Origin of the sequence: Amycolatopsis sp. WAC 04197 (assembly GCF_003947475.1) — a bacterium.
In the GTDB taxonomy this organism is placed as follows: Bacteria; Actinomycetota; Actinomycetes; order Mycobacteriales; family Pseudonocardiaceae; genus Amycolatopsis; species Amycolatopsis japonica.
This window is the reverse complement of the sequence record NZ_QHJK01000004.1, coordinates 730,383-754,946: the sequence shown is the minus strand read 5'-3', so window position 1 is coordinate 754,946 and position 24,564 is coordinate 730,383. Positions and strand designations below refer to the sequence as shown.

18 protein-coding genes are annotated in these 24,564 nt (G+C 69.3%); 10 read left to right on the top strand and 8 right to left on the bottom strand.

Annotated features, from left to right (window positions below):
- Positions 1 to 82: 82 nt before the first annotated feature.
- Positions 83 to 5,758 carry a non-ribosomal peptide synthetase gene (locus DMC64_RS20405; RefSeq protein WP_125734776.1) on the bottom strand — a complete coding sequence of 1,892 codons (5,676 nt, stop codon included), beginning with the start codon at positions 5,756 to 5,758 and terminating at the stop codon, positions 83 to 85.
- 180 nt (positions 5,759 to 5,938) lie between these two features.
- Here DMC64_RS20405 and DMC64_RS20400 point away from each other — a divergent pair, with 180 nt between their 5' ends.
- Positions 5,939 to 6,856 (top strand): LysR family transcriptional regulator, encoded by a 918-nt coding sequence (locus DMC64_RS20400; protein ID WP_125734775.1) that lies wholly within the window; start codon positions 5,939 to 5,941, stop codon positions 6,854 to 6,856.
- Between the two features lie 23 nt (positions 6,857 to 6,879).
- Here the strand turns inward: DMC64_RS20400 and DMC64_RS20395 are convergent, their stop codons facing one another.
- The 7 genes from DMC64_RS20395 to DMC64_RS20370 all read right to left on the bottom strand — a co-directional run bounded on the left by DMC64_RS20395 (position 6,880) and on the right by DMC64_RS20370 (position 11,604).
- On the bottom strand, positions 6,880 to 7,194 hold the full coding sequence (locus DMC64_RS20395) for a hypothetical protein (RefSeq protein ID WP_125734774.1): 315 nt from the start codon (positions 7,192 to 7,194) through the stop codon (positions 6,880 to 6,882).
- A gap of 262 nt (positions 7,195 to 7,456) precedes the next feature.
- Entirely contained in the window at positions 7,457 to 7,627 is a 171-nt protein-coding gene (locus tag DMC64_RS43525; protein ID WP_255432661.1) for a polyketide synthase docking domain-containing protein, read from the bottom strand.
- Entirely contained in the window at positions 7,624 to 8,682 is a 1,059-nt protein-coding gene (locus DMC64_RS20390; protein WP_158634238.1) for an HAD family hydrolase, read from the bottom strand. Before DMC64_RS20390 ends, DMC64_RS43525 begins: the two co-directional genes overlap by 4 nt.
- Positions 8,679 to 9,821: an acyl-CoA dehydrogenase family protein gene (locus DMC64_RS20385; protein WP_125734772.1), complete on the bottom strand. Its 1,143-nt coding sequence runs from the start codon at positions 9,819 to 9,821 to the stop codon at positions 8,679 to 8,681. Before DMC64_RS20385 ends, DMC64_RS20390 begins: the two co-directional genes overlap by 4 nt.
- A complete protein-coding gene (locus DMC64_RS20380; RefSeq protein ID WP_125734771.1) occupies positions 9,811 to 10,062 on the bottom strand; it encodes a phosphopantetheine-binding protein in 252 nt (83 codons plus the stop codon). The genes DMC64_RS20385 and DMC64_RS20380 overlap by 11 nt, the downstream gene beginning before the upstream one ends.
- A complete protein-coding gene (locus DMC64_RS20375) occupies positions 10,052 to 10,741 on the bottom strand; it encodes an O-methyltransferase (protein WP_125734770.1) in 690 nt (229 codons plus the stop codon). The genes DMC64_RS20380 and DMC64_RS20375 overlap by 11 nt, the downstream gene beginning before the upstream one ends.
- Positions 10,741 to 11,604, bottom strand: a complete 864-nt coding sequence (locus DMC64_RS20370) for a 3-hydroxyacyl-CoA dehydrogenase family protein (RefSeq protein ID WP_125734859.1) — start codon at positions 11,602 to 11,604, stop codon at positions 10,741 to 10,743. Before DMC64_RS20370 ends, DMC64_RS20375 begins: the two co-directional genes overlap by 1 nt.
- A gap of 278 nt (positions 11,605 to 11,882) precedes the next feature.
- Between DMC64_RS20370 and DMC64_RS20365 the strand changes: the two genes are divergently transcribed.
- The 9 genes from DMC64_RS20365 to DMC64_RS20305 all read left to right on the top strand — a co-directional run bounded on the left by DMC64_RS20365 (position 11,883) and on the right by DMC64_RS20305 (position 24,554).
- Positions 11,883 to 12,968 carry an acyl-CoA dehydrogenase family protein gene (locus tag DMC64_RS20365; protein ID WP_158634237.1) on the top strand — a complete coding sequence of 362 codons (1,086 nt, stop codon included), beginning with the start codon at positions 11,883 to 11,885 and terminating at the stop codon, positions 12,966 to 12,968.
- A 33-nt stretch (positions 12,969 to 13,001) separates the two neighbouring features.
- On the top strand, positions 13,002 to 13,466 hold the full coding sequence (locus tag DMC64_RS20360; protein ID WP_199755027.1) for an acyl carrier protein: 465 nt from the start codon (positions 13,002 to 13,004) through the stop codon (positions 13,464 to 13,466).
- Positions 13,467 to 13,472: 6 nt separating this feature from the next.
- Positions 13,473 to 19,418, top strand: a complete 5,946-nt coding sequence (locus tag DMC64_RS42710; protein WP_158634236.1) for a type I polyketide synthase — start codon at positions 13,473 to 13,475, stop codon at positions 19,416 to 19,418.
- 51 nt (positions 19,419 to 19,469) lie between these two features.
- On the top strand, positions 19,470 to 19,847 hold the full coding sequence (locus tag DMC64_RS20330) for a hypothetical protein (RefSeq protein ID WP_125734768.1): 378 nt from the start codon (positions 19,470 to 19,472) through the stop codon (positions 19,845 to 19,847).
- 131 nt (positions 19,848 to 19,978) lie between these two features.
- A complete protein-coding gene (locus tag DMC64_RS20325) occupies positions 19,979 to 20,767 on the top strand; it encodes an enoyl-CoA hydratase/isomerase family protein (protein ID WP_125734767.1) in 789 nt (262 codons plus the stop codon).
- Positions 20,764 to 21,747, top strand: coding sequence for a nitronate monooxygenase family protein (locus tag DMC64_RS20320; RefSeq protein WP_125734766.1), 984 nt, complete (start codon positions 20,764 to 20,766; stop codon positions 21,745 to 21,747). Before DMC64_RS20325 ends, DMC64_RS20320 begins: the two co-directional genes overlap by 4 nt.
- Complete coding sequence (locus DMC64_RS20315; RefSeq protein WP_233629733.1) at positions 21,740 to 22,507, top strand: crotonase/enoyl-CoA hydratase family protein; 768 nt, start codon at positions 21,740 to 21,742, stop codon at positions 22,505 to 22,507. The genes DMC64_RS20320 and DMC64_RS20315 overlap by 8 nt, the downstream gene beginning before the upstream one ends.
- 1 nt (position 22,508) lies before the next feature.
- A complete protein-coding gene (locus tag DMC64_RS20310; RefSeq protein ID WP_125734764.1) occupies positions 22,509 to 23,606 on the top strand; it encodes a CaiB/BaiF CoA-transferase family protein in 1,098 nt (365 codons plus the stop codon).
- A 42-nt stretch (positions 23,607 to 23,648) separates the two neighbouring features.
- The gene (locus tag DMC64_RS20305; RefSeq protein ID WP_125734763.1) at positions 23,649 to 24,554 is read left to right on the top strand and encodes a LysR family transcriptional regulator; all 906 of its coding nucleotides are present in this window, start codon (positions 23,649 to 23,651) and stop codon (positions 24,552 to 24,554) included.
- Positions 24,555 to 24,564 lie beyond the last annotated feature (10 nt).

Here is a 24,564-nt window from a genome sequence, read left to right as displayed (position 1 = left end):
TTCGCGGCCACGACGTCCTCTTGGGTGTACCGGTTGGCCAGGACGGGGCGTCACGATGGCTCCTCGGCGCACACTCAGTGTGTCAGCTGAGAGGCACCGAGTCGGCGTTTTCGGCCAGCGCCGCCAAGTGGGTCATCAACCGGTTCCCGAGTGCTTCCGCTTCCGCTGCGGAAATCGCGTCGCGGCGGTGATCGATGCGCAGAGCCAGTTCGGCTCCCTCCTGCCGCGCCACCAAGGACAACGGGTAGTGCGTGCCGTCGTTGACCTCCACCCCGTGGACCTCGACCCCCGAGGAGCCGGCGCTCGCCAGGAGGCCCACGGGATAGTTGTGGAAAACCAGATGTGCGGCGAACAGCGGGCCGTCCCCTCGGGCTTCCGCGACCGCGGGCCAGCCCAGGTGCTCGTGCGACAGCAGGCCTGCTTGCTCGGTCTGCAACCGAGCCGCCAACCCGGCGTAAGTCTCCCCGGGAGCGCGCCGCACGCGCACCGGGACGATCGCGGTGTGCAAGCCGACGATCGATGCCATACCCGGTACCTCCGGCGACCTTCCCGCAACCGTGGCGCCGAGCATCACGTCACCCGTTCCCGTCAGTTCACCCAGGGTCAGCGCCCAGGCGGTACGCACCAGTACGCCGAGGGTCAGACCTCGTTCCTTGCCCGTGCGCACCAGCGCCGCCATATCAGGCTCGTCCAGGCGCAGGTTCCGCTGAAGCGGCAGCAGCGTCGGGTCGTCGGCGATCGGCGCGGCGAACAGGGCCGGCGGAGTCTCGCCCACGTGCCCCGACCAGGCGTGCCGGGCGGTGTGGCCGTCCTGGCGGGCGAGCCAGCGCAGATGTTCGGCGAAGCCGGGCGCCTCGGGCAGGGGAACACCTTCGTATGCGTGAACCAGCTCCCTCAACAGCAGCGACAGCGACCATCCGTCGAAGACCGCGTGATGCATGCTCAGGAGCAACGTGTGCCTGCGCTCTCCCGTACGGAGCAAACGCGCGCGCATCAGGGGAGGCCGTGTCGTGTCGAATCGCTCTTGGCGGTCTTCGGCCACCACTCGCGTGATCTCGGCCGGGTCCGCCGAGACGCCGTCCCGCCAGGGAAGCTCTGCCCCGGCCACCACGATCTGTACTCCGCCACCGGGAAAGGCCGCCCGCAGAGCCGGGTGCCGGTCCACCAGGCCCTGGCAAGCGCTCCGCAGGCGGACGGCGTCCAGATCCCCTCCGAGATCGAGTAGCACCTGGACGACGTAGACGTCGGGGCCGCCGGTGGCGCGCCCGCTGTGCTCGAGCATTTCCCGCTGCAGCGGTGTCACGGGAAGGACGTCGGCAAGGCCTGGGTACCGTCCGATCAGATCGTCGAGCCGATTCCGGTCCACCCGGACCAAGGGGAAGTCCGCGGGGATGAGCCGTCCCACCGAACCGGATCCCGTCGCGAGTTCGCTCAAGGCGTCCAGCCAGGCCAAGGCGAGCTCTTTCGCGTCGGTCTCGGTCAGCCGGGCACGGTCGTAGGAGAAAGTGCCGGTCAGCACCGGGCCGTCCGGGCGTTCCTCGGTCAGCGCGTTGATTTCCAGTATGTGCGCGGCGGGCATGCGGGGGTCCCGCTCGCCGCCGAAGGCGCGGATCGAGAAGTCACCGTCACCGATGCCGAACCGGCCGAGGTAGTTCACCAGCACCTGCGGAGCGGCCTCTTCGGCCAGGGCACCATCGACGTGACGTAAGAGCCCATAGCCGAGGCCATCGGCCGGAACCTCCGCGAGCCGAGCCCTGACGTCCCCGACGGTCTCGGTCACGTGGACGGACGGAGTGACCGCCACTGGATGCAGATCGGTGAACCAGCCGACGGTGCGCGAGAGATCGGCGCCTGGTACGGCGGTCTCCTCCCGGCCGTGTCCTTCCACCTCCAGCAGGACCGGCGCGCAAATGGGATCACGCCAGGTGCCGACGGCCTGAGCCGCCGCGGCGAGGAGGACTTCGTGCACCCCGGTGCGCAGGGCCTGCGGTACGGCGGTGAGCAGCCGTCCCGTCGCGGCGGACGGCAGTTCGACGGTCAGCTGCCCCTGGCCGGTGTCACCGGTGGCCACGCCAAGGGTGGCGTCGGGCGTGGCCAGCACCCGCTTCCAGTGCGCGAGTTCGGCGCCGCGATCGGCAGTGGTCAGCGCGGTGGCCCAAGTGCGGAACGACGTGCGCGGCCGGTCCGGTCCGGAGCCCGCCCAGGCCGCGGCGAGGTCGTCGGCCAGCACGCGCCAGGAAACACCGTCCACCACGAGGTGGTGGGCCACCAGGAGCAGTTGCCCAGGAGCTCCGGGCTGCCAGACCGCGCCGAACACCCGGCCCTGCGCGGGATCGAGCCAGGCGGCCAGTTCCTCGCGGTGTTTCAGCGGGTCTTCCGTCACGATCGAGAGTTCGACTTCGGCTCCGTCGCCGATGTACAGTCCGTCGCCTTCCAGCCTCGCCCTCAGCATGTCGTGGGCGTCCACGAGCGACTTCAGCAATTCGGTCAGCCGCTCACCGGTCAGCCCGGCGGGAGTGCTCAGCAACGTCCACTGGTGATACTCGTCGAACGGTGCGCCCTGATCGGTCATCCGGCGCAGGATCGGGGTGAGCGGCACCCGCGCGCCGGGATCCTCGACGACGGGGACCTGTTCGTCATGGACCTCCACCGCCACCTCCGTCAGTCCCTCGACCGTGCGCCGCGTGAACACGTCGGCCGGGGTGAACCGCAGTCCGGCGGCACGCGCGCGGGCGACCAGCTGGATGGCGATGATGCTGTCGCCTCCCAGTCCGAAGAAGCTGTCCCCGACACCGACCTCGGGTACACCGAGTACTTCGGCGAACATGGCGCACAGCAGCCTCTCGCTCTCGGTGCGCGGCTCGCGGGACAGATCGACGGAAGTCGCGTAGTCCGGTGCGGGCAACGCCCGCCGGTCGGCCTTGCCGTTGCGGGTCAGCGGCATTCCGGCCAGCACGACGACCGCGGCGGGCACCATGTGCTCCGGCAAGGAACCGGAGCAGCTCTCCCGGACGGCGACCGGATCGAGACGGGTGTCGCCTGCCGGGACGACGTATCCGACGAGCCGCCTGTCCCCGGGCCGATCCTCACGTACGACCACGACAGCCTGCGCCACACCCGGGTACCGGCCCAACGCCGCCTCGACCTCTCCCGGCTCGATCCGGAAGCCGCGAATCTTGACCTGATCATCCGCGCGACCGAGGTACTGCAGGCAGCCGTCGTCGGTCCAGCGCGCCAGGTCGCCGCTGCGGTACATGCGCTCTCCGGTCACCCCGAACGGGCAGGGCACGAAACGCGCCTCGGTCAGCTCCGGGCGATTCAAGTAGCCTGCCGCCAGTCCCGCGCCGGCGACGTGGATCTCACCCGGCATCCCCTGCGGAACGAGCGAGCCCTCGGCGTCCAGCAGGTAGACGCGCAGGTCGTCGAGTGCCCGGCCGATCAGGCTTCCGGTGCCCGGCGCGCAATCCGCGCGGCCGAGCGGGAGCTGGGTGACGTGGACCGTCGTCTCGGTGATGCCGTACATGTTGATCAGCAGCGGAGAATCCTCCGGATGCCGGTCGTACCAGTCCTCCAGGCGGGTGAGGTCGAGCGCCTCGCCGCCGAAGGTGACCGCCCGAAGGGCCAGCCGCGCGCCCAGGCCGGGGTCCTGCCGGTCAGCCTCGATCAGCTGGTAGAACGCCGACGGCGTCTGACTGAGGATCGTGACCCTCTCCTCCACCAGCAGCCGGAGGAAATCGGGCGAAGAACGGGTCACCGCGTGCGGCACCACGACCAGACGGGCACCGTGCAGCAGCGGCCCCCAGATCTCCCACACGGAGAAATCGAACGCGAACGAGTGGAACATCGTCCACACGTCGTCGTGATGGAAGCCATACTGCCGCCGGGTGGAGCTGAAAAGCCGGACGACGTTCTGGTGCGGGATGACCACGCCCTTGGGAGCGCCGGTCGAGCCGGAGGTGTAAATGACGTAGGCCGGGTCTTCGGGGGTCAGGGGCCGGACGCGTTCCGCGTCGGCCACCGGGGCTTCCGACAGCTTCGCGATCTCGTTCCGCACATCTTCGTCGTGCAGGGATACCGCGCCGGGCAACGCCGTGTCCGTGGCGAGGATCGCGGCGGGACCGGCGTCCTCGATCAGATACGCGATCCGCTCGGCCGGGTAGGCGGTGTCCAGCGGCAGATAGGCGGCGCCCGAGGTGATCACCCCGAGCATTGCGGTGATCAACTCCAAGGATCGAGGGAAGGCGAGCCCGACCAGGTCCCCCGGGCCGACGCCGTTCGCGATCAGTAACCGAGCCAGCCGATTCGCCGATTCGGTGAGCTCGCGGTAGGTCAGCGAATCGCCGTCGCAGGTGATCGCGATCCGATCAGGGTGCTCGGCGGCGCGGTCGGACACCAGTGCCGCCAGTGTCGCGGGTTCCGTGGTGGTGAACCCGCCCGCCCAGCCCACCAGCAGCCTGTCCCGTTCCGCGGTGCTGAGCACCTCCGCTTCACCGATCGGACGGTCACCGAGGACCGCGAAAGAGTCGAAGAATCGCGACAGCCGGGCTTCCAGCGTGGCCAGCTCGTCGGCGGTGTAGAGCCGGGGATTGGCATCGAGCGTGATTTCCAGGCCGTTCCCGTCGGAACGGTCGTAGATGATCACCGAGAGGTCGTCACTGACGGTTCCGGACAGATAGTGCGCCTTGGCCGTGGCCTCACCGAAATGCACGCCATAGGTGAAGCGCATGATGTTGACGCGGCTGCAGAACAGGCGGTCCTCCTGAGCGAGAACCCCTTGGTCCCGCCGCAGCCCCGCGTAATCGTAACGCTGGTGGGCCAGCACCTCTTTGATTCGCTTGGACGCCTGTGTGAGGAGGTCGGTGACCGACATCTCCCGGTCGAGGGTGAGCCGCAGCGGCACGACGTTCGCCGACATCCCCGGCGTCGTCCTGGTGGCCTGGGACGCACGCGACGCCGTCGGCAGGCCCAGGACCTGGTCGGCCCGGCCGGTCATGCGGTGCAGGAACGCGGCGACACCGGCGATCAACACCACCGACGCCGAGGTCCGGGCGGTCCGGGCCGCCTGTTCGAGTGCGGCCGTGGTCTCCGCGGACACCTGGGTGGTGGTGCGCACCGCGAGTCCTGGCGGCGCGGCGGAACGTGCGGACAGGCTGACCGGTTCGGGCAGGTCGGCGACATAAGCCGCCCAGAACGCACGATCTTGCTCGCACTGCTCCGACGCGCGGTATTCGGTGTCGGCTTCGACGAGCACCTTCAACGGCAGGAAGGGACTCTCCCCGGGATCCTCGCCCGCCACCGACCGGGTGTAGATCTCACCGGCACGACGCCCCAGCATCGCCACCGTGTAGCCGTCCGCGACGAGGTGGTGATAGCAGTGCACCCATCGGTACCGGTCTTCCGCGAGCCGTAGCACTGTGAAGGAGAACAGCGGCCCCGTCGTGACGTCGAACGGCCGTTCCAACACTTCCCGCAGATGGTCGTCGGCCTTCTCCGGACAGTCGCGCAGGTCCACGAAAGTCATTGACCAGGGCACCTCTGGTTGGACGACCTGGCGTACCTCCCCCTCGTCCTCCAAGAAATGAACTCGCAGGCATTCGGCTTCGTCCACCAGCCGCCGCAAGCCGGCCTCGAATAAGGCCAGATCGAGCGGACCGGTGATGGCCAGGTACTCCGCGACGTTGTGTGCGACGCCGGAGGCATCGAGCTGGTGGCCGTACCAGACACCGACCTGGGCACCGGTGAGGGAATACGAAGGCAAGGCGAACCTCCAGGAAAACTGCGGGAAAAGGCGGCGCGGGAAGGTCCCGGCGACCGCGAAACCGAGATTATCCGGCGAATCGGGAGCGCAGAAAGACCGAACTGTCTATGCCTTGCATCGCCGTGCGCTATACCTGGCTTCGGCCTGCGGAGATTCGCCGATCCACAGTAGACTCCGCGAATGTCAGACGAGTGGAGCAGAATCGATCTGAATCTCCTTCTGCCGTTGAACGCCTTGCTGACCGAGCGCAACGTGACCAGGGCCGCTGAGAGGTTGTCCATGACCCAGCCCTCGATGAGCGCGATCCTCGCTAGGCTTCGCCGACACTTCGACGACCCTCTCCTCGTCCGCGAAGGACGAGGGCTCGTCCTCACACCGCTGGGTGAGTCGCTGCGCGGGCCCACCCGAGTCGCGCTCGCCACCGGCCGCGCCGCGTTGACCACCGGACAGTCTTTCGAACCCACGACCGACGAACGCACTTTCACCATGATGGCCAGCGACTACGTCGCGACCACGCTGCTGCGGCCGATGATCGGCGCGCTGGCGACCCAGGCACCCGGGGTGCGGTTCGTCATCCATTCTCCCCAGCCGGACCCCGCGGCCGCACTGCGGAACCGGACCTTCGACCTGGTCCTGTGGCCGCTGGACCGTGCCACCCACGATCTGCTGGAATTCCCGCACACCAAACTCTTCAGCGATGAATTCGTCCTGGCGGCCGATCAGGCCAACCGAATGATCGACGAGCCGATGACTCCGGATGGCCTGTCCGGAAGGCCCGTCGTGGTGGTCGATCCGTCGGGAGAAGGAACGGCGGCTCTGCACCCGATCCCGATAGGACTCGGCATGCACGGCTCCGCCGCGATAACGGTGCCCACCTTCGCGCTGGCCTTGGAGTTCCTCGCCGGGACCGAACTGGTGGCCATCGTTCAGCGGAGGCTTTTCAAAAAAGCGGGGCCCGCACTCGGACTCCGCGAAATACCGCTGAGCGATTCCCCGCCGCGTGCGACGATCGCGGGTTTTTCCCATCCCAGGGACTTCACCGGCCAGGCAGGCAGGTGGCTGCATTCCCGGCTCGCTGAGGCAGCTTCCCTGCTGTGACGACTCCGCACGTTTCCCGGCGCTCAATCGAGCGCGCGTTGCAGAAAACTGCGTGTTCCGAGATAGCCGAAGCCGAGGATCGCGACGACGAGCGCGAGCAGGTCGAGCGCCAGCGGCATGTGCGGGACATCGGTGACGAGCAGCACGCGCATGCCATCACTCACGCATGCCAGAGGGTTGAAAGCACATACCACTTTGCACCACATCAGGCCGTCGTCGAGTGAGTGCCGGGAGAACTGCGAAGAGCCGGCGAAAACCAAAGGTGTCAGGATCAGGGCGAAACCGATCGCCGAGCCCGCCAGGCAACCGAGTGTCCCGACCAACAGCGCACCGGGCACACCGGCCCACGGCCAGGAGCCATCAGCGGCCGGCCTGGGTGACGCCGCAAGTAGCCGTCGAACTCGGCCGCCGGGAACTCTTCGATGTCCAGGTCGAAGTACGTCATGGTGTCCACTTGCCGCCCCCGGCGTGGGGTCGTCGTCAAGGAGCGGGAACGTTACCGGCTGGAATCGCGCAGCCGACCGAATCACGTTTTTCTCGCGACCCGATGATGCACTTTCGGGCACGATGGCCGGAAGGCTGTCGACACGGCGCCAGGCCTCAGGGGAAGACGTCCTTGGCGGCCACCGGTTCCTTGACGGTGGCGGCCGGCTCCGCGTTCTCCCGGCGCGGCCGTTCCACCTCCTTGAGCGAGGAACGGAGCGCGGCCACGACTTGCTCTTGGGAGGCTTCCCTGCGCGTCTCGTCGCTCCTTTCCCGGATCGCCTTCACAAAAGGGGGCCCTCGATCGCGATACCACTCGCCGTTTCACTCAGCCGGGGAACGAGATGGAACACCGCGTCTCCGGTATCGCCCGGCAGCCGTTCCAGACAGGTGCAGTCCAGCGTCGGCAGGTCGTCGGTGAATCCGGCGAAGCGATAGGCGATTTCCATCAGCCGGTTGCGTTCAGTGCGGCGGAAGTCGCCGACGATGTGCGCGCCGGCGGCGCGTGCGGAGTCCGACAGCCACCCCAGTAACGCGGCACCGGCGCCGAGCGGTACCACCCGGCACGAAGTGGCCATCATGCGCAGGCGCCAGAGGCCCGGTGCCCGGTCCAGGACCAGGAACCCGGCTTTGCCGTATGTGCCGAATCTGTCCGTGACCTCGGCGACGAGAAGGGCCGTGGAGCCGGTCTCCGCCATGGCACGCAGATCGTCTTCGGAATAGGCGGTGCCGGTCGCGTTCATCTGCGTGGTCCGGGCGGTCAGCTCGGACACCCGGGCAAGGTCCGCCGGCCGTGCTTCGGTGATCCTCATGAGCACGTCGAGGCCGCGAACGAACTCGATGTCGGTACCGGTGAAGTCCGAACGGCTTGCCTCGCGCCTGGAGGCTTCGAGGTAGGCGGTCCGGCGCCGCGCGGACTCCTCTGTGATCGCCGGTGGGGTGAATTCGGGCAGGTCGGCCAGTTCGGCGACCTGATCGTGCCGGTAGCACCGGACCGGCGGGAGTGTCCAGGTCACCTCCGCTCGCTCCACGGCGTTGTCGTCCACGAAAGCCATCGTCCCCAGGTCGAACCGCAGCAGATCCGCGATCGTCCGGATGGAGCCGGATTTCGTCCCGAAGCCGAACTGGGGGTGGAGAAAGTAGTCGGTGAGGCCAAGCTGCTCAAGCTTCGTCATGGCGGGTCGGGCATCGTTGCGGCTGGCGACGGACTGCAGGATCCCTCGCTCGTCCAGCCGCTTTATCAGCTTCAGCGCGTCCGGCTTCACGGTGACGTCGCGATCTTCCTCGAGCACGCCGTCCCACAGCGTCTCGTCGAGATCCCAGACCAGGCATTTGACTGTCACCGCAGCGTCTCCGTCCACAGACCGGACCCACCGTGGCTCCGGACGGCGTCTTCGGCGATCATCAGTTCGCACATCTCGTTGGTGCCCTCGATCAGCTCCAGCATCTTCGCGTCCCGGTAGGCACGAGCAACGAGTCCGTCGTCCTTGACTCCCGCAGAGGCGATGACCTGCATGGCATGGGAGGAGGCGCTGACCGCTTCACGAGCGGCCACGTGCTTGGCGAGAACGACGTCCATGACCGCGGCCGGCGACCGGGCGTCCACACTACCGCCGGCGCGCAGACAGGCAAGCGTGGCCAGATGCTCGGCGACCCGGAGTTCGGCGAGGCGCCGGGCCACCAGCTGGTGCCGTGCGATCGGCAGGCCGAACTGCGTGCGCCTGATCGCGTGCCGGGCCGCCGCGGCGAGACAGGCTCGCACGATTCCGACACCGCCCCACGCGACGGACAAGCGGCCGTAGACGAGGGTGCGGCCGGCCAGGTGACTCAACGGTGCCTGTGCGCTACGGGCGAGCAACGCGCTCCGAGGGAGTTCCACCTCGTCGAGGGAAACAACGGCGTGCCCCGACGCGCGAAAGCCCATCGAGGTCCCGGTGGGCTCGATGGTCACCCCGGAGGCGTCCGCCGGCACCACGACGGCGGCTCCCCCGACACCGTGACGGCCGAAGACCACGAGGTGATCGGCGTACATTCCCGCCGTCACCCAACGCTTTTGCCCGGTCACGAAGACCGAATCCCCCTTCGCGGCGATCTCCGTCTCCATCGCCGACAGATCACTGCCCGCTTCCGGTTCGGAGAAGGCGACCGCACCGAGGGCTCCGGAGGTCGCCAGCAACGGCAGATAGTGCGCACGCTGTTCGGCGCTCCCGAAATGCAGGACCGCGGACGCGGCCATGCCCTGTGAGGTCAAGATGCTGCGAAGCGAGCCGCACACCTCACCCACGGCCGCGGTCAGTTCCCCGTTCCGCGTGGCGGTGAGGCCGCGTCCTCCGTACGCCTCGTCCACTTCCGCGCACAGCAGGCCGGACCGGGCGAATCCGACCAGCAAGTCCTTCGGGATCGCATGGGCGCGATCCCAATCGTCCGGCTCGGCCTGGCCGAGCAGATCACCGAGCCCTGGAATTGTCTCCTCAGGCGGCATCGTCGCCTCGCAACCGGCCGACCAGCGTGGCCATGGCGTCGATCGAGCGGAAGTTGTCGAGAGCAAGGTCCCTTCCGACGATTTCGACCTCGAAGGTCTCTTCGACGTACACCACCAGTTCCATGGCGAACATCGAGGAGATCAAGCCCTGTCCGAAGAGATCCTTGCCGTCCGCGGTTTCGATCCCGGTGCGATCTCGAACGAAAGTCCTCAGCTCGTTCCGGATCCGGTCATCTGCCACAGTCCTCCCCCTCTCGGAAATCCCCACCGCGCCGCACGATGCTCAAACCGTCGCCGATCGGCAGGATGGTGACGTGTTCGGCTCGGGCGTCTTCGGCGATCAGGCGGTTCACCTCGCGGACCGCGACGGTTTCCGCGTCGACCGCGGTGTCGTCCGCGACCCGCCCGAAGCAGAACGCGTTGTCCAGGAGGATCAGGCCGCCGGGGCGTACCAGACGCAGGCAATGCCGGTAGTACGCCGGGTATCCGATCTTGTCGGCGTCGATGTAGGCGAGGTCGAAGGAGGCTCCGTCCGCCGTGAGTCCGGTCAACGTCGCGTCCGCATCACCGATCCTGAGGTCGATCTTGTGCGCGACGCCATTGTTCTCCCAGTGTTTCTCGGCTATCCGCGTCCAACGCGGGGCCCGGTCGCAGGTGGTGATCACGCAGCCTTCCGGAGCCGCCAAAGCCATCGCCAAGGTCGAGTACCCGGTGAACGTCCCGATTTCGAGGATCCGGCGTGCGCCCACGAGCCCGGTGAGCAGCGCGAGGAGCCGGGCTTGCACGGCGGTCGAGACCATCTCCGCCAGAACCGGCATCCGTGACGTCTCGTCACGGAGCTCGCACATGGCTTCTGGCTCCGGGGTGATCGTCTCGATGTAGGCCAGCAGATCACCGGTCACCGGGGTCCGGCCGGCCATCATCGCTCCTGGTATTCGTAGAACCCGCGACCGGATTTGCGCCCCAGCTCCCCCGAATCCGCCATATCCCTCAACAACTTGCACGGGCCTGCGAAGCGGGTGCGGTCCTGTGCGGCTTGGGCCCGGATCGAATCGACCAGGTTGTCGATGCCGATCAGATCCGCGGTCCTCAGCGGCCCCATCGGATGCCCCAGCGCGGCCTCCATGATCGTGTCCACCGATGCGGCGTCGGCGAGTCCTTCTTGGACGATCAGCGCCGCGTCGTTGATCATCTGGTGCAGGAGCCGGCTCGTCACGAAGCCCACTCCGTCACCGACGAACACGGGAGTCCGGCCGATGTCACCCAGCAGCCGTGTGATCCGTTCGACCGTGTGGAGGGACGTCGCCGGCCCGCGTACCACTTCGACCGCGTCGACGAGGTACGCGGGATTCATGAAATGCACTCCGATCAACGTCGAGGCGTCGGGCATGGCGCCGGCGAGACTCGCGATCGTGAACGAGGACGTGCAGGAAACGAAGATCGCGTCGTGAACAACGATCGCGCGGGCCTGGTCGAAAACCGCGTGCTTCTCCGCCAAGATCTCGGTGACCGCTTCGACGACCGTCGTCACGCCCGCGATATCACCGAAATCACCGGTGACGGTCAGTCCTCCGACGGACGGCCGTTCCGGCAGGCGCCCGAGCAGCCGTCCGTGTCGTACCGCGCCAGTGACACGGGAGGCCAGGGTTCCCCGCCGCTCCGGGTCACGCTCCACGACGACGACCGAAATCCCGTGCCCGACGAACACGGCCGCGATGCTGACACCCATGCTGCCACCACCGATGATCGCCACCGGGGGCGTGACTTTGCTTCCTCGCCGCATAGCTACGTTTTTCATTCTCGACTTCGTTTCAGGAGTCGACCGGCTTCCATCTCGACGCTATGTTCGGCAAATCCCGTCTGTCAAGGACGGTTCCACGGAGAAATGGCGGCGAGAGCAGGCGACGTTTTCCAGGGCAAATCTGGTGACAGAAAGAACGTGAGGCGCCAGGGTTCTGTTGGCCCGAGCGCGGCGAGGTCCCCATAGTTCTGCTCATCGGACGCCGACGCTTCCCGGCAGGAGGCTTTATGACTCCTAACCTAAAAGAACTTCGCGAAACCTTGACCGTCGAGTTCCCATCCTCGCCGGTTTCGGACCAGCCCGGTTACTCCCGGCAGGACTGGGCACGACTGGGCAGGCTGGGCCTTCTCGGTACCGCCGTTCCAGCCGATTCGGGCGGGAGCGGGCTGACCGCACAGGCGACGGCGGAGTTGCTGACGTTGGCGGGTGAGGTCTGCCACGACACCGGGATGCTGTTCGCCGCGGCCGCGCACTCCTTCGCCTGCGCGCTGCCGCTGGCGCGCTTCCAGTCCACCGGCGTGCACGATCGATGGCTGAGGGCGATGTGTTCCGGCGAAGCCATCGCCGGCTGCGGCATGACCGAAGCTCACGCCGGTTCGGACACGTCCCGGCTGGCCACCACCGCCTCTCCGGTCACCGGTGGCTATCTGCTGAACGGAACCAAAAGCTGGGTGGGCAACGGGCCGACCGCGGATGTCTACCTCGTGTACGCGACGACGGACCCCGAGGCAGGGCATCTCGGCACGACCGCCTTCCTCGTGGAACGGACCGACTCCGGCGTGCGTCCCGGCCAGGCGCACGACAAGACCGGCCTGCGATCGTGCCCGGTGAGCCCGGTGCACCTGGAGGACTGCCTGATCCCCGACGAGCGCGTCGTGGGCCCCGTCGGCGCGGGCGCGGCGATTTTCGCCTACTCGATGCTGTGGGAACGCAGTTGTCTCTTCGCGATCTACGTCGGATTGCAACAACGGCTTCTCGGCCTCTGCGTGGACCACGTCCGGCGACGACGTCAGTTCGGGCGGGCCATCGGCGATTTCCAAGCCGTCGCCGACCGGGTCGTGGCGATGAAAACGCGCCTGGAAAGCGGCAGGCTCCTGTTGGAACGAGCCTGCCTCGCGATCGATGAAGAAGCCGACGACGCCGAGGGCCGGGCCGCCTTGGCCAAACTGGTGATCTCCGAAGGTGTCGTGGCCTCGGCGCTGGACGCGGTGAACCTGTTCGGCGGAGCCGGATACCTGCAGGGCGAACCGGTCGAGCACATCCTCCGTGACAGTGTCGCCGCCACCATCTTCTCCGGCACCTCGGATATCCAGCGGCGGCTGATCGCACGGGAGCTGGGCCTGTGAACCTCCGCGACCTGGTGACCGTCGCCGCCCACGTTGCGCGCGCTGGTTCGCGGGCCGCGCCGTCGGCCCGCGGAATCCAGCCCAGCGCTGGCCGCCCGGCTCGTCGAGCTGGCCCCCGCGGACCACGCCGCGTTCTTGCGGGACCTGGTGGCGCGCATGGTCGCGGCCGTTCTGGGGTTCGCGGACGCGGCCGGGATCTCGGTGACCACGTCGTTCAAGGACCTCGGCATCGACTCGCTGACGGCCGTAGAACTGCGAAACCGGATCAACACCGTGAGCGGCCTCCGACTGCCGGCGACGCTGGCCTTCGACTACCCGACGGTGACGGCGGTCGCCGAGCTGCTGTGGGCCGAGCTGTCCGGGCGGCGCGAGGGCGGCCAAGGGCCCCGGCCGGCGCAGGAGCGATCGGACGCGGCTGAAGCCACGGCCGACATCGACTCGATGGAGACCGCCGAGCTGGTGCGGCTGGCGCTCGGCTTCGCCGAACGGGAACGGTGAAACACCATGGAAAACCCGCAAGAGCAGTTGGTCGCCGCGCTGCGGTCGTCGCTGAAGGAAGTCGAGCGGCTGCGCCGTCAGTACGACGAGCTGACCGAGCCGGTCGCGATCGTCGGGATGGCCTGTCGCTTCCCGGGTGGCGTGAACTCGCCGGAGCAGCTGTGGGAGCTGGTCGCTTCGGGCACGGACGCGATCGGCGGCTTCCCTCAGGACCGTGGCTGGGATCTGGATCGGCTGTTCGACCCGGCCGCGACCCATGGCACGTCCTACGCCCGCGCGGGTGGGTTCCTGACCGGTGCGGCGGAATTCGACGCGGCGTTCTTCGGGATTTCACCTCGGGAAGCCGTGGTGATGGATCCGCAGCAGCGGTTGCTGCTGGAGTCGATGTGGGAGTGCCTGGAGGACGCCGGGATCGATCCGGCGTCCTTGCGCGACAGCGCGACCGGCGTTTTCGCCGGCCTGCTGGAGCAGGCCTATCTCTCCCGTCTGCCTGAGGTGCCTCGAGAGTTCGAAGGGTTCGCCGGCAACGGCAACCTGGCCAGCATGGCGTCCGGGCGGGTGTCGTACCTGCTGGGATTGCGGGGGCCCGCGGTGTCGGTGGACACGGCGTGTTCGTCATCGCTGGTGGCGTTGCACCTGGCCGCACAATCACTGCGGAGCGGCGAGTGCGAGCTCGCGCTGGCCGGTGGGGTGTCGGTGATGTCGACGCCACGAGGGTTCGTAGAGTTCAGCAGGCAAGGCGGGCTGGCGCCAGACGGACGGTGCAAGTCCTTCGCGACGGCCGCGGACGGCACCGCACTGGCCGAGGGTGTCGGGATGGTGGCGCTGGAGCGGCTGTCCGACGCACGTCGCCACGGTCACCGGATCTTGGCCGTGGTGCGCGGCAGCGCGGTGAACCAGGACGGGGCGTCGAACGGCATGACCGCGCCGAACGGTCCTTCTCAGGAAAGGGTGATCCGGCAAGCCCTGGCCAACGCCGGGCTCTCCAGTGCCGAGGTGGACGTGGTCGAGGCGCACGGCACCGGCACCCGGCTGGGTGATCCGATCGAGGCGCAGGCGTTGCTGGCGACGTACGGGCAGCGCCCGGCGGATCGGCCGTTGTTGTTGGGGTCGTTGAAGTCCAACATCGGTCACGCCCAGGCCGCCGCCGGTGTGGGTGGCGTCATCAAGGTGGTACAGGCGATGCGGCACGGCGTGGTGCCGCCGACGTTGCACGTGGACGAGCCAGCGTCCCATGTGGACTGGACGACAGGGGCGATCGAACTGGTCACCGAAGCGAGACCATGGGAGAGCCTGGACCGGCCGCGGCGAGCGGCGGTGTCATCGTTCGGGATCAGCGGCACCAACGCCCACGTCATCGTCGAACAGGGTGCGGAACCGGCCCGGCCGGAGGCTCCACAATGGACGGTTTCGGTGCCTTGGGTCGTGTCCGGCCGCGGCCCGGACGCCGTGCGGCGGCAGGCCGTCCGGCTGCGTGAGTTCGCGGCCGGGCGGCCCGGGGCACGGCCGGTGGATGTCGCGTATTCGCTGCTGACGACACGCACCCGGTTCGAACATGGCGCGGTCGTGGTCGGGACGGACCCGGCCGAATTGCTCGCTGGGCTGGCCGAGGTGGAGCCGACCGCGGCTACGCACGGGAAATCGGCGTGGCTGTTCACCGGGCAGGGCAGCCAGCGCACCGGGATGGGCCGGGAAGCCCACGCGGCGTTCCCGGTGTTCGCCCGGGCGTTCGACGAGGTGTGCGATGCCCTGGCCCTGGACCCGTCATCGGTGTGGAGCGAAGACCTGAGCCCGACTGGGCTCGCGCAGCCCGCACTGTTCGCCGTCGAAGTCGCGTCGGCCCGGTTGCTGGAATCGTGGGACGTGCGCCCGGATTTCGTCGCGGGCCATTCGGTCGGGGAGATCGCCGCCGCGCACATCGCCGGCGTGCTGTCGGTCGCGGACGTGTGCGCGCTGGTCGCGGCGCGGGCCAGGGTGATGCAGGAGCTGCCGCCCGGCGGCGCCATGGTCGCGATCGCCGCGACCGAGGACGAGGTCCTGCCCCTGGTCGAGGCCCGCCCCTCGACGGACGTCGCGGCGGTCAACGGCCCAGCAGCGGTGGTGGTTTCCGGGGCGGCCGAAGCGGTCGAGGAGATCGCCGGGATCTTCGCGGCACAGGGCAGGCGGACAAGCAGGCTGCAGGTGAGCCACGCCTTCCACTCCGCATTGATGGATCCGGCGCTCGACCGGTTCGAACGGGCTCTCGACGGTCTGGTGTTCCGGCCCCCGCGTATTCCGCTCGTCTCCGGGAGCACCGGACGCCTCGCCGGGCCGGAGATCGCCGAGCCTGCCTACTGGCGACGACAGGCCCGCGACACCGTGCGCTTCGCCGACGTGGTCCGCACCCTTACCGGCCACGGCGTGACCCAGGTGCTCGAAGCCGGACCGGATCCGGTGCTGGTGGAACTCGCCGCCGAGGTCGATCCCGGATTGGCGAGCACGGCGTTGCTGCGCAAGGGACGTTCGGAGGACCACACGATCGTCGCCGCGCTCGGGTGGATCCACCAGCACGGCGGGGTCGTGGACTGGGAGGCGTTCTTCGCCGGGTCCGGCGCCGAGCGGATCGAGCTGCCGACCTACGCGTTCGAGCGACGGCGTTTCTGGCTGGACGGCCAGGGCGACCGGGGTGCGGACCTGGCGTCGGCCGGCCTCCGGCCGGCCGAGCACCCCCTGCTGAGTACTTCGGTGCAGTGGGCGGGATCCGGCAGCGTGGTGCTGACCGGACAGCTGTCTCCGTCGCGGCAGCGCTGGCTTGCCGACCACGTCATCGGCGGCCGGGCGATCCTGCCTGGGGCCGCCGTGATCGACATGGCGATCCGGGCCGGCGACGAAGTGGGCTGCTCGTTCCTGCGCGAGCTGATCATGACCACGCCGATCGTGCTCGCGGCCGGCGCCAAGGTCGACGTCCAGGTTTCAGTGGGCGACGAGGACGACACCGGCGCGCGCGAACTCGAGGTCCACACCCGTCAGGCCGGCCGCACCGACCGGGACTCCTGGATCCGCAACGCCACGGGTGTCCTCACACCGGCCGAGACCGGCCCGGCGGACTCGGACCTTTCGCCGTGGCCGCCGCCCGGCGCCCAACCGATCGACCTGGACGGCTTCTACGCGCGTATGGAGGCGAGCGGGCTGGCCTACGGGCCGGCCTTTCAGGGCCTGCGGGCGGCCTGGTCGGTTGGGAATGACACGTTCGCCGAGGTCGAACTGCCGGCCGAAGCGGCAGACGACGCCGGCCGGTTCGGGATCCATCCGGCACTGCTGGACGCCGCCTTGCAGTCCGGTCTGGTGCGGGCGGAAGTCGGCGAGGACGGCGTCGAACTTCCTTTCGAGTGGCGAAACGTCACACTGTCCGCGAGCGGCGCCACCACGGTGCGGGTCCGGATCACCGGCACCACCGGCGGGCGGCGTTCGGTGACCCTCGCCGACGATTCCGGCGGCCTGGTGGCGAAGATCGGCTCGGTGACCGGCCGTCCCCTCGACGACGCGGCCGCGGTGAACACCCTGTTCCGGCTCGGCTGGTCCGCGGCGCCTCCACCCGGCGTCACCACCGCGGCCGGTCCCTTGGTGCTCGAAAACCACGACCTGAGCGACTTGCCACCCGGCTCGATGCTGCCCGGCACGGTGGTCGTGCCCGTCCGGGCCGGTAGCGCCGACACGGTCGGGGAAACGACCGGCCAGGTGCTGGCGGTGCTCCAACGATGGCTGGCCGAGCCCCGGTTGCAGAACGTACGGCTGGTGCTCCGCACGTCGGGAGCCGTCGCGGTGCGTCCCGGCGAGACCGTGCGCGACCTGGCGCAGGCTGCGGTGTGGGGGCTCGTCCGCTCGGCGCAGGTCGAGGAGCCGGGCCGGTTCACGCTGGTCGACGCCGAGCCCGGCGCCCCGCTGGCCAGGGCGTTGGCGACCGGTGAGTCCCAGGTGGCCGTACGGGACGCCGTCGTGCTGGTTCCCCGCCTGTCCCAGGCCACTGCCGGACGGCCCGCAGGCTGGGACCCCGAAGGCGTGGTCGTGGTCACCGGGGCGTCGGGAGCCGTCGGCGCCGAGGTCGCGGCCCACCTCGCCGAGGCGCACGGCGTCCGCCGGCTGCTCTTGCTCAGCCGCCATGGCACGATCCCCCCGCACCTCGCGCGCCGGCTGGCCGCCACGAGGACCGACGTCCTCGTGCGCGCCTGTGACGTCGGCGATCGCGACGCTCTCGCCGGAGTCCTGGCCCGGCTGCCTGAAGACTGGCGGGTCCGCGGCGTGGTGCACGCGGCAGGGGTACTCGACGACGGCGTGCTGTCCGCCCAGACGCCGCAGCGCCTCGGCCGTGTCCTGGCGCCGAAGGCCACCGGAGCGTGGAACCTGCACGAACTCACCCGGAATCTGCCCCTGGACCACTTTGTGCTGTTCTCGTCCCTGTCCGGGGCGCTGGGCTCGGGCGGGCAGGCGGGCTACTCGGCGGCGAATGCGTTCCTGGATGCCCTCGCCGAGCACCGGCGAGCCGGGGGCTTGCCTGCGACTTCGATCGCGTGGGGCCACTGGAGCGAGGTGGGTGGCATGACCGCGCATCTCACCCGGCAGCGGGATCGACGCCGCCTGGGCGCCGGGATGACGACCGCGCAAGGCTTGGCACTGTTCGACGCGGCCGCCGCGATGGACGAGGCGGCGGTGCTGGCAGGCCCGATCGATCCGGGCGCGTGGGGACCGGGTCCGGTGCCCGCACCGTTGCGCGCGCTGGTGTCGGCCACGGCCCGTCGTGCGGTCGAGACGACGGAGTCCACACGCGTCCGGCTGGCCAGGCTGGCGGCCGCCGACCGCGCCGAAGCCGTGACCAAGGTCCTCCGAGCCGAACTCGCCACGGTTTTCGGGCACGACCGCGCCGAGGACGTCGCTGCCGACGCCGTGCTGCGTGAGCTGGGACTCGACTCGCTCACCGCGGTCGAGCTGCGCAACCGCATCAAGGAGCTGACAGCCATCCGGTTGCCGGTGAGCGCGCTGTTCGAGCACGCGACGCTGCCGGAGCTCGCCGCTTTCCTCGCCGCGAAGCTCGAAGAGAAAGCGCCCTCGGCCCCGAGGTCGCCGGCGTCGGTGGAGCCGGACACCCTCGTGTCGGTGTACCGGGACGCGGTCGAGGCCGGCCGCTCGGACGCCGGCCTCGCGATGCTGGCCGCTGTGGCGGAGGCGGTGCCGAGGGCACCGGAGGAGTCCGGTGGCGAACCGGTCGCCGAGCCGCTCGGCGCCGGCGCGTTCGGTCCCGCACTGGCGGTGCTGGTGCCACCGGTGGTCCCGATCATCGACGACCTGTACGGATTGCTGATGGGGAAGTTCCCCCGCCCTCACCGCGCTTTCGCGCTCCGCTCCCCGGTTTTCATTGCCGACGGCCCGATTCCGGCCGATCTGGACGCGATGTTCCACGCGTTCGGCCGATCCGCGCTCAAGCACGCCGGCGACGGTCCGCTTGTCCTGGTGGGCCATTCCGCCGGCGGCTGGATCGCGCACGGCGTGGCGGCTCGGTTGGCCGCAACCGGTCACCCGCCCGCCGCGCTCGTCCTGCTCGACACCATCTGGCCCTCGGCTTGGTGGCCCGAGTTCGACCCCGGCCTGAAACCGGAGCTGGCCGACATGTTCCGTGGCAGCACGAAGCTGATCGACCTGGTGGACGACCGCGCGGCACTGGGACGGCGGCTGGTCGCGATGGGTGCGGTCATGCGCCTGTTCGAGCGATGGATCCCGGAGCCGGTGACGGTGCCGACCCTGCACATCCGTGCGGCCGACTACATGTCGGGCACATCGCGTCCCGTGATGATGCCGAACCTGAGCGGTGACGGCGGCGGTCACGTGGTGCGAGTGCCGGGAAACCACGAGTCGATCGTTTCCGCACACGCGGAATCGACGGCAACGGCCATGGCGAACTGGCTCGGCGAATTCCTGTGACGAAACGACGCGACGCGCTCGACCTGCGCGAATCCCCCGACAGAATCCGGCATGCACGTCACAGAGAAGTGCCCGAGAGGTCGCGCGCACCGGACGGCAGGCAAGGCTCGCGGCGTCGAAGTCCGAATTCCCACTCCACACCTCCGCACCAAGCACACCACCGTCGGCGCCACCGTCTTCGTCGCACTCGACAACGCCTTCGCCCCCACCACCAACCCCCACGGCACCATCCTCGCCAACTACGGCGACAACTACCAATTCCCCACCACCGTCAAACAAGAAGACACCAGCGACCACGTCGAGATGCTCGGTGTCGGCTCCGCGTTCGCGCACGAGCCGTCCCCGCCCACCCGGGCGCCCCACGGTGTTTCGGGTGCTCTCTACCAGCGGACCATCGACACCGACGGCGCAGTCGACGCGACGCCCTAGGTTTCCCACCGAGTAGTGAGCGCACGGCCACCTTCCGGTACGTGGGCGTGCCGGTGTCATAGGTTCCACCGTTGGGCACTTTCGACGGCTGGTCTTTGTGCCCATCGGTGGCCGGCAGGTTTGATCGTGCTGTGAACGACCCCATCCGGTTCCACCGCCACGGTCCCGTCGCGACGATCACTCTCGACCGGCCGAGCCGCAAGAACGCGCTCGACGTTCCGGGCTGGCGGCAGCTGCACGACACCATCCGCCGGGTCGCGGACTCCGACGCCAGGGTGGTCGTGGTGACCGGCGCCGGCGGCGACTTCTGTTCGGGTGCGGATGTCAGCGCGAGCACCGGCCTTCCCGAGCCAGCCGATCGTTCGCATCCGCTGGAACGGATGCGCTGGATCTCCGAGGCCGTGGTCGCGCTACACGCGCTGGCGAAGCCAGTGGTCGCGAAGGTCTCCGGAGTCGCCGTCGGCGCGGGGTGGAACCTGGCGCTGGCTTGCGATCTCGTCGTGTCCACTCCAGACGCCCGCTTCTCTCAGATCTTCGCCCGGCGCGGGCTGTCGCTGGACTGCGGCGGATCCTGGCTGCTTCCCCGGTTGGTCGGCCTGCAGACGGCCAAACGGCTCGCCTACCTCGCCGAAATCATCTCCGGTACCGAAGCCCACCGAATCGGTCTCGTCACCCGGCTCGCCGACGCCGCCGAACTCGACAACGTCGTCGACGAGCTGGCAGCGGAGCTCGCCGCCGGGCCGTCGATCGCCCTCGCGCAGAACAAGATCCTGCTCCATCAGTCCAGCCGACTGTCCTTTTCGGACGCCGTCCGGGCGGAGAACGCCGCTCAGGCGATCAATTTCGCCACCGACGCTCCAGCCGCCCGCGAGGTGGCCAAGGGCGAACGGCCCCGTTTCGCAGGAGGGTGGCGAGTATGACGCTGTCGACACGGTTCACCGAACTGTTCGGCGTCACCCATCCCGTCGTCCAGGGTGGCATGCAGTGGGTCGGCCGCGCCGAACTGGTCTCCGCGGTGGCGAACGCCGGCGCCCTCGGGTTCCTGACCGCTCTCACCCAGCCCACGCCGCGAGACCTGCACACCGAGATCACTCGCTGCCGTCGCATGACCGATCTCCCGTTCGGCGTGAACCTCACGATGTTGCCCTCGATCTCCCCACCGCCCTACGACGCGTACATCGACGCGCTCGTCGACGCCGGCGTCCGTATCGTCGAAACCGCCGGTTCCCTCCCGCCGGACCGGCTGTCGCGGTTGAAGAACGCCGGGGTGAGGGTGCTGCACAAATGCACGAGCGTCCGGCATGCCCTCAGCGCCCAGCGGCGAGGGGTGGACGCCGTCAGCATCGACGGCTTCGAATGCGCGGGCCATCCGGGGGAGGACGACATACCAGGCCTGGTGCTGATTCCGAAAGCCGCGGCGGCCCTGGACATCCCGGTCATCGCCTCGGGCGGCATCGCCGACGGCCGGGGCCTCGCCGCCGCCCTCTGCCTCGGTGCCGAGGGCGTGAACATGGGCACGCGTTTCCTGTGCACCGAAGAAGCGCCGATCCACCGCGCCATCAAGGAAGCCATCGTCTCGCGCGACGAACGGGACACCGAGCTGATCTTCCGCCAGCTCCGCAACACCGCCCGGGTAGCGCGGAACGGCGTCAGCGGCGAGGTGATCCGGCGGCTCACGGAGAACCCGGAGTTCGAGGAGGTCCGCGAACTCGTCGCCGGGGCCCGGGGCCGCCAAGTCTACGAAACCGGCGACCCCGAACGCGGCATCTGGACCGTCGGGCTCGTCCAGGGCCTCATCGACGACATCCCCACCGTGGCCGACCTGGTCGGCCGCGTCATCCAGGAGGCGATCACCATCATGACCGAGCGTTTGCCCGCACTGGCGGGTGCCCGTGGCTGACAACGGCGACATCCTGGTCGAGCTGGTCGACGGCATCCAGGTCATCACCCTCAACCGGCCGTCGGCGAAGAACGCGATGACCCGCGCGATGGCCGGGACGATCGCGGCCGCGCTCGACGAGCTCGACGCCGGGCCGGCCCCCGTTTCCGTCCTCGCCGGCGCCGGCGGCGTCTTCTGCGCCGGAATGGACCTCAAGGGTTTCCTGCGTGGTGAGCGGCCGAGCATTCCCGGCCGCGGGTTCGGCGGCCTCACCGAGGCACCACCTCGCAAGCCGATCATCGCCGCCGTCGAAGGCTGGGCGCTCGCCGGCGGCTTCGAGCTCGTCCTGGCGTGTGACCTCGTCGTAGCGGGTGCAGGGGCCCGCTTCGGCCTTCCCGAGGTCAAGCGGGGCTTGGTCGCGGCCGCTGGCGGGCTGGTGCGCTTGCCCGACCGGCTGCCACCGGCTCTGGCCTCCGAACTCGTCCTGACCGGTGACCCGATGTCCGCACAACGCCTCCACGAGGCCGGACTGGTCAACGCCGTCGTCGAGGAAGGGCGGGCGCTCGCGGGGGCGCTGGAGCTGGCGAGGCGGATCGCGCGCAACGGTCCCCTCGCGGTCACGACCGGTAAAGAGGTTCTCCGGCTCTCTCGCGGCTGGGCCCCGGAGGAGCGGTTCGCGCGCCAGCGCGAATACACCGATCCGGTGTTCGCCTCGGCCGACGCCAGGGAGGGATCGCTCGCCTTCGCCGAGAAACGTGATCCACAGTGGACGGGCCGCTGAAATGGGCCCCCTGAAGGGAGTGCGCGTCGTCGAGCTGGGCGGGATCGGGCCGGTACCGTTCTGCGGAATGCTGCTGGCCGATCTCGGCGCGGAGGTCGTCCGGGTGCACCGGCCCGGTGACGGGCCGGACCGGGTCCACCCCGTACTCGATCGCGGAAAGCGCTCTGTGATCGCGGATCTGGGGAACGATGCGGAAGTTCGCGGGATGCGGAACTACCTGCGCGCTTCCGCGGAAGTCGTGCTCGAAGGATTCCGCCCCGGCGTGGCCGAACGGCTCGGCCTGGGCCCGGAGCCTCTGCTGGCCGGCAATCCGGCACTCGTCTACGGGCGGATGACCGGTTTCGGGCAGACCGGGCCGCTGGCCGAACGCGCCGGGCACGACATCAACTACATCGCGCTCTCCGGCGCGCTCGCGGCCATCGGCAGGGAAGGTGAGCGGCCGACGCCGCCCCTCAACCTCGTCGGCGACTTCGGCGGGGGTGGGATGCTGCTCGCCCTCGGCGTGCTGTCCGCCATGCTGCACTCCCGGGCGACCGGGGAAGGTCAGGTGGTCGACGCGGCCATGGTGGACGGCTCGGCGACGCTGATGGCGATGATCCACGGTTTCCGCAATCTCGGCACGTGGTCCTCCGAACGGGGGACGAACCTGCTCGACACCGGAGCGCCCTTCTACGACACCTACGAGTGTTCCGACGCCAGGCATGTCGCTGTCGGCGCCCTCGAACCACGGTTCTTCGTGAACCTGGTGGACCATCTCGGGTTGTCCGACGAGATCGACCCGGCCCGGCAGCACGACCGCGCGTATTGGCCGCGGATCCGTTCAGCGCTGGCACGCGCGTTCGGCTCCGCTCCGCGCGACCACTGGGCCGCGGTGTTCGCCGAGGTCGACGCTTGCGTGACACCTGTGCTGGACATGGCCGAAGCCGCCGCCCACGCCCACAACCGGGCCCGAGAGGTCTTTCTCCGAGACGGCGAAGGCGGATTCGCCCCGGCCCCGGCACCACGCTTCAGCGCGACGCCCTGCCCGGCACCGGGTCCGGCTCCGACCCCCGGGCAGGACGACGTCCTCCTGGCCTGCCCACCTGGCACCGACGGGTGAAACGGGCCGGAAACATCGGCCGGCGCCCATTAATGTGACGCCATGGAGTTGCAGCAGCTGCGCTACTTCCTCGCGGTCGCCGACAACGAGAGCATCAGTGGCGCGGCGACGGATCTCGGCGTCACCCTGTCCACGGTCTCCCAGTCGGTCCACGCTCTCGAACGGGAACTCGAAGCGATCCTTTTCCACCGCGTCGGACGCGGTATGACGTTGTCGTCAGCCGGTCACGCTCTGCTCGGCCCGGCCCGGCGGATCGTGCGGGGCGCGGCCGAAGCCCGCGACAGCGTGCTCCCCGAACCGGCGACCGGTGGCAGGCTGGACATCGCGGTGCCGTCGGCCACCGTCAACAGCCCCCTCACCGACCTTCTGGCCGCGTGCTTCGCCCGCTTCCCCGAAATGACCCTGCACATCCGGGACCTCACCGACGAACGCGAAACGACCGAACTGCTCGCCGACGGTCAGTGCGAGATCGTCTGCACCAAACTCCCCTTCACCCGCACCCCGGCCCAGCAGGCGGCCGCGGCGCGGCTGGCCACGCTCGAAATCGGCGCCTACGACCTGCACGTGGCCTTCCCGCCCGGCGCGCCCGCCGTTCCGGCGGACTCGGTCGATCTGAGCAGCCTGCCGGACCTCCCCATGGTGCTCCCGCGGACGGGCAGCGGGCTTTACCCGGACCTCGAGGAGGAACTCGGCCAAGGGCAGCGGCGCATGATCGTCGCCGCGATGGTCGAGCAGCGGGAGGCTCGGATGGCCGCGATGATCGCCGGTGCCGGCGCGACCTTCGTCGGCGACCGGACCGCGCACGCCGCGGTCGCGCACGGCGCGGCCGTTCGCCAGGTCGTCCCGAAGTTCCGGCAAACCGTCGGGCTCGTCTACGACCCCGCGCGCCTGTCGCCGGCCGCTCGCGCGTTCGTCGCACTGGCCGCGTCACCGGATTGGCGGCCATAGGCAACGCCAC

Bases quoted from the DNA above. Each gene is read 5' to 3' on its own strand.
- DMC64_RS20385 (WP_125734772.1), bottom strand. From the start codon at position 9,821: ATGCCGCCTGAGGAGACAATTCCAGGGCTCGGTGATCTGCTCGGCCAG.
- DMC64_RS20400 (WP_125734775.1), top strand. From the start codon at position 5,939: ATGTCAGACGAGTGGAGCAGAATCGATCTGAATCTCCTTCTGCCGTTG.
- DMC64_RS20305 (WP_125734763.1), top strand. From the start codon at position 23,649: ATGGAGTTGCAGCAGCTGCGCTACTTCCTCGCGGTCGCCGACAACGAG.
- DMC64_RS42710 (WP_158634236.1), top strand. From the start codon at position 13,473: ATGGAAAACCCGCAAGAGCAGTTGGTCGCCGCGCTGCGGTCGTCGCTG.
- DMC64_RS20375 (WP_125734770.1), bottom strand. From the start codon at position 10,741: ATGGCCGGCCGGACCCCGGTGACCGGTGATCTGCTGGCCTACATCGAG.
- DMC64_RS20330 (WP_125734768.1), top strand. From the start codon at position 19,470: ATGCACGTCACAGAGAAGTGCCCGAGAGGTCGCGCGCACCGGACGGCA.
- DMC64_RS20370 (WP_125734859.1), bottom strand. From the start codon at position 11,604: ATGCGGCGAGGAAGCAAAGTCACGCCCCCGGTGGCGATCATCGGTGGT.
- DMC64_RS20320 (WP_125734766.1), top strand. From the start codon at position 20,764: ATGACGCTGTCGACACGGTTCACCGAACTGTTCGGCGTCACCCATCCC.
- DMC64_RS20310 (WP_125734764.1), top strand. From the start codon at position 22,509: ATGGGCCCCCTGAAGGGAGTGCGCGTCGTCGAGCTGGGCGGGATCGGG.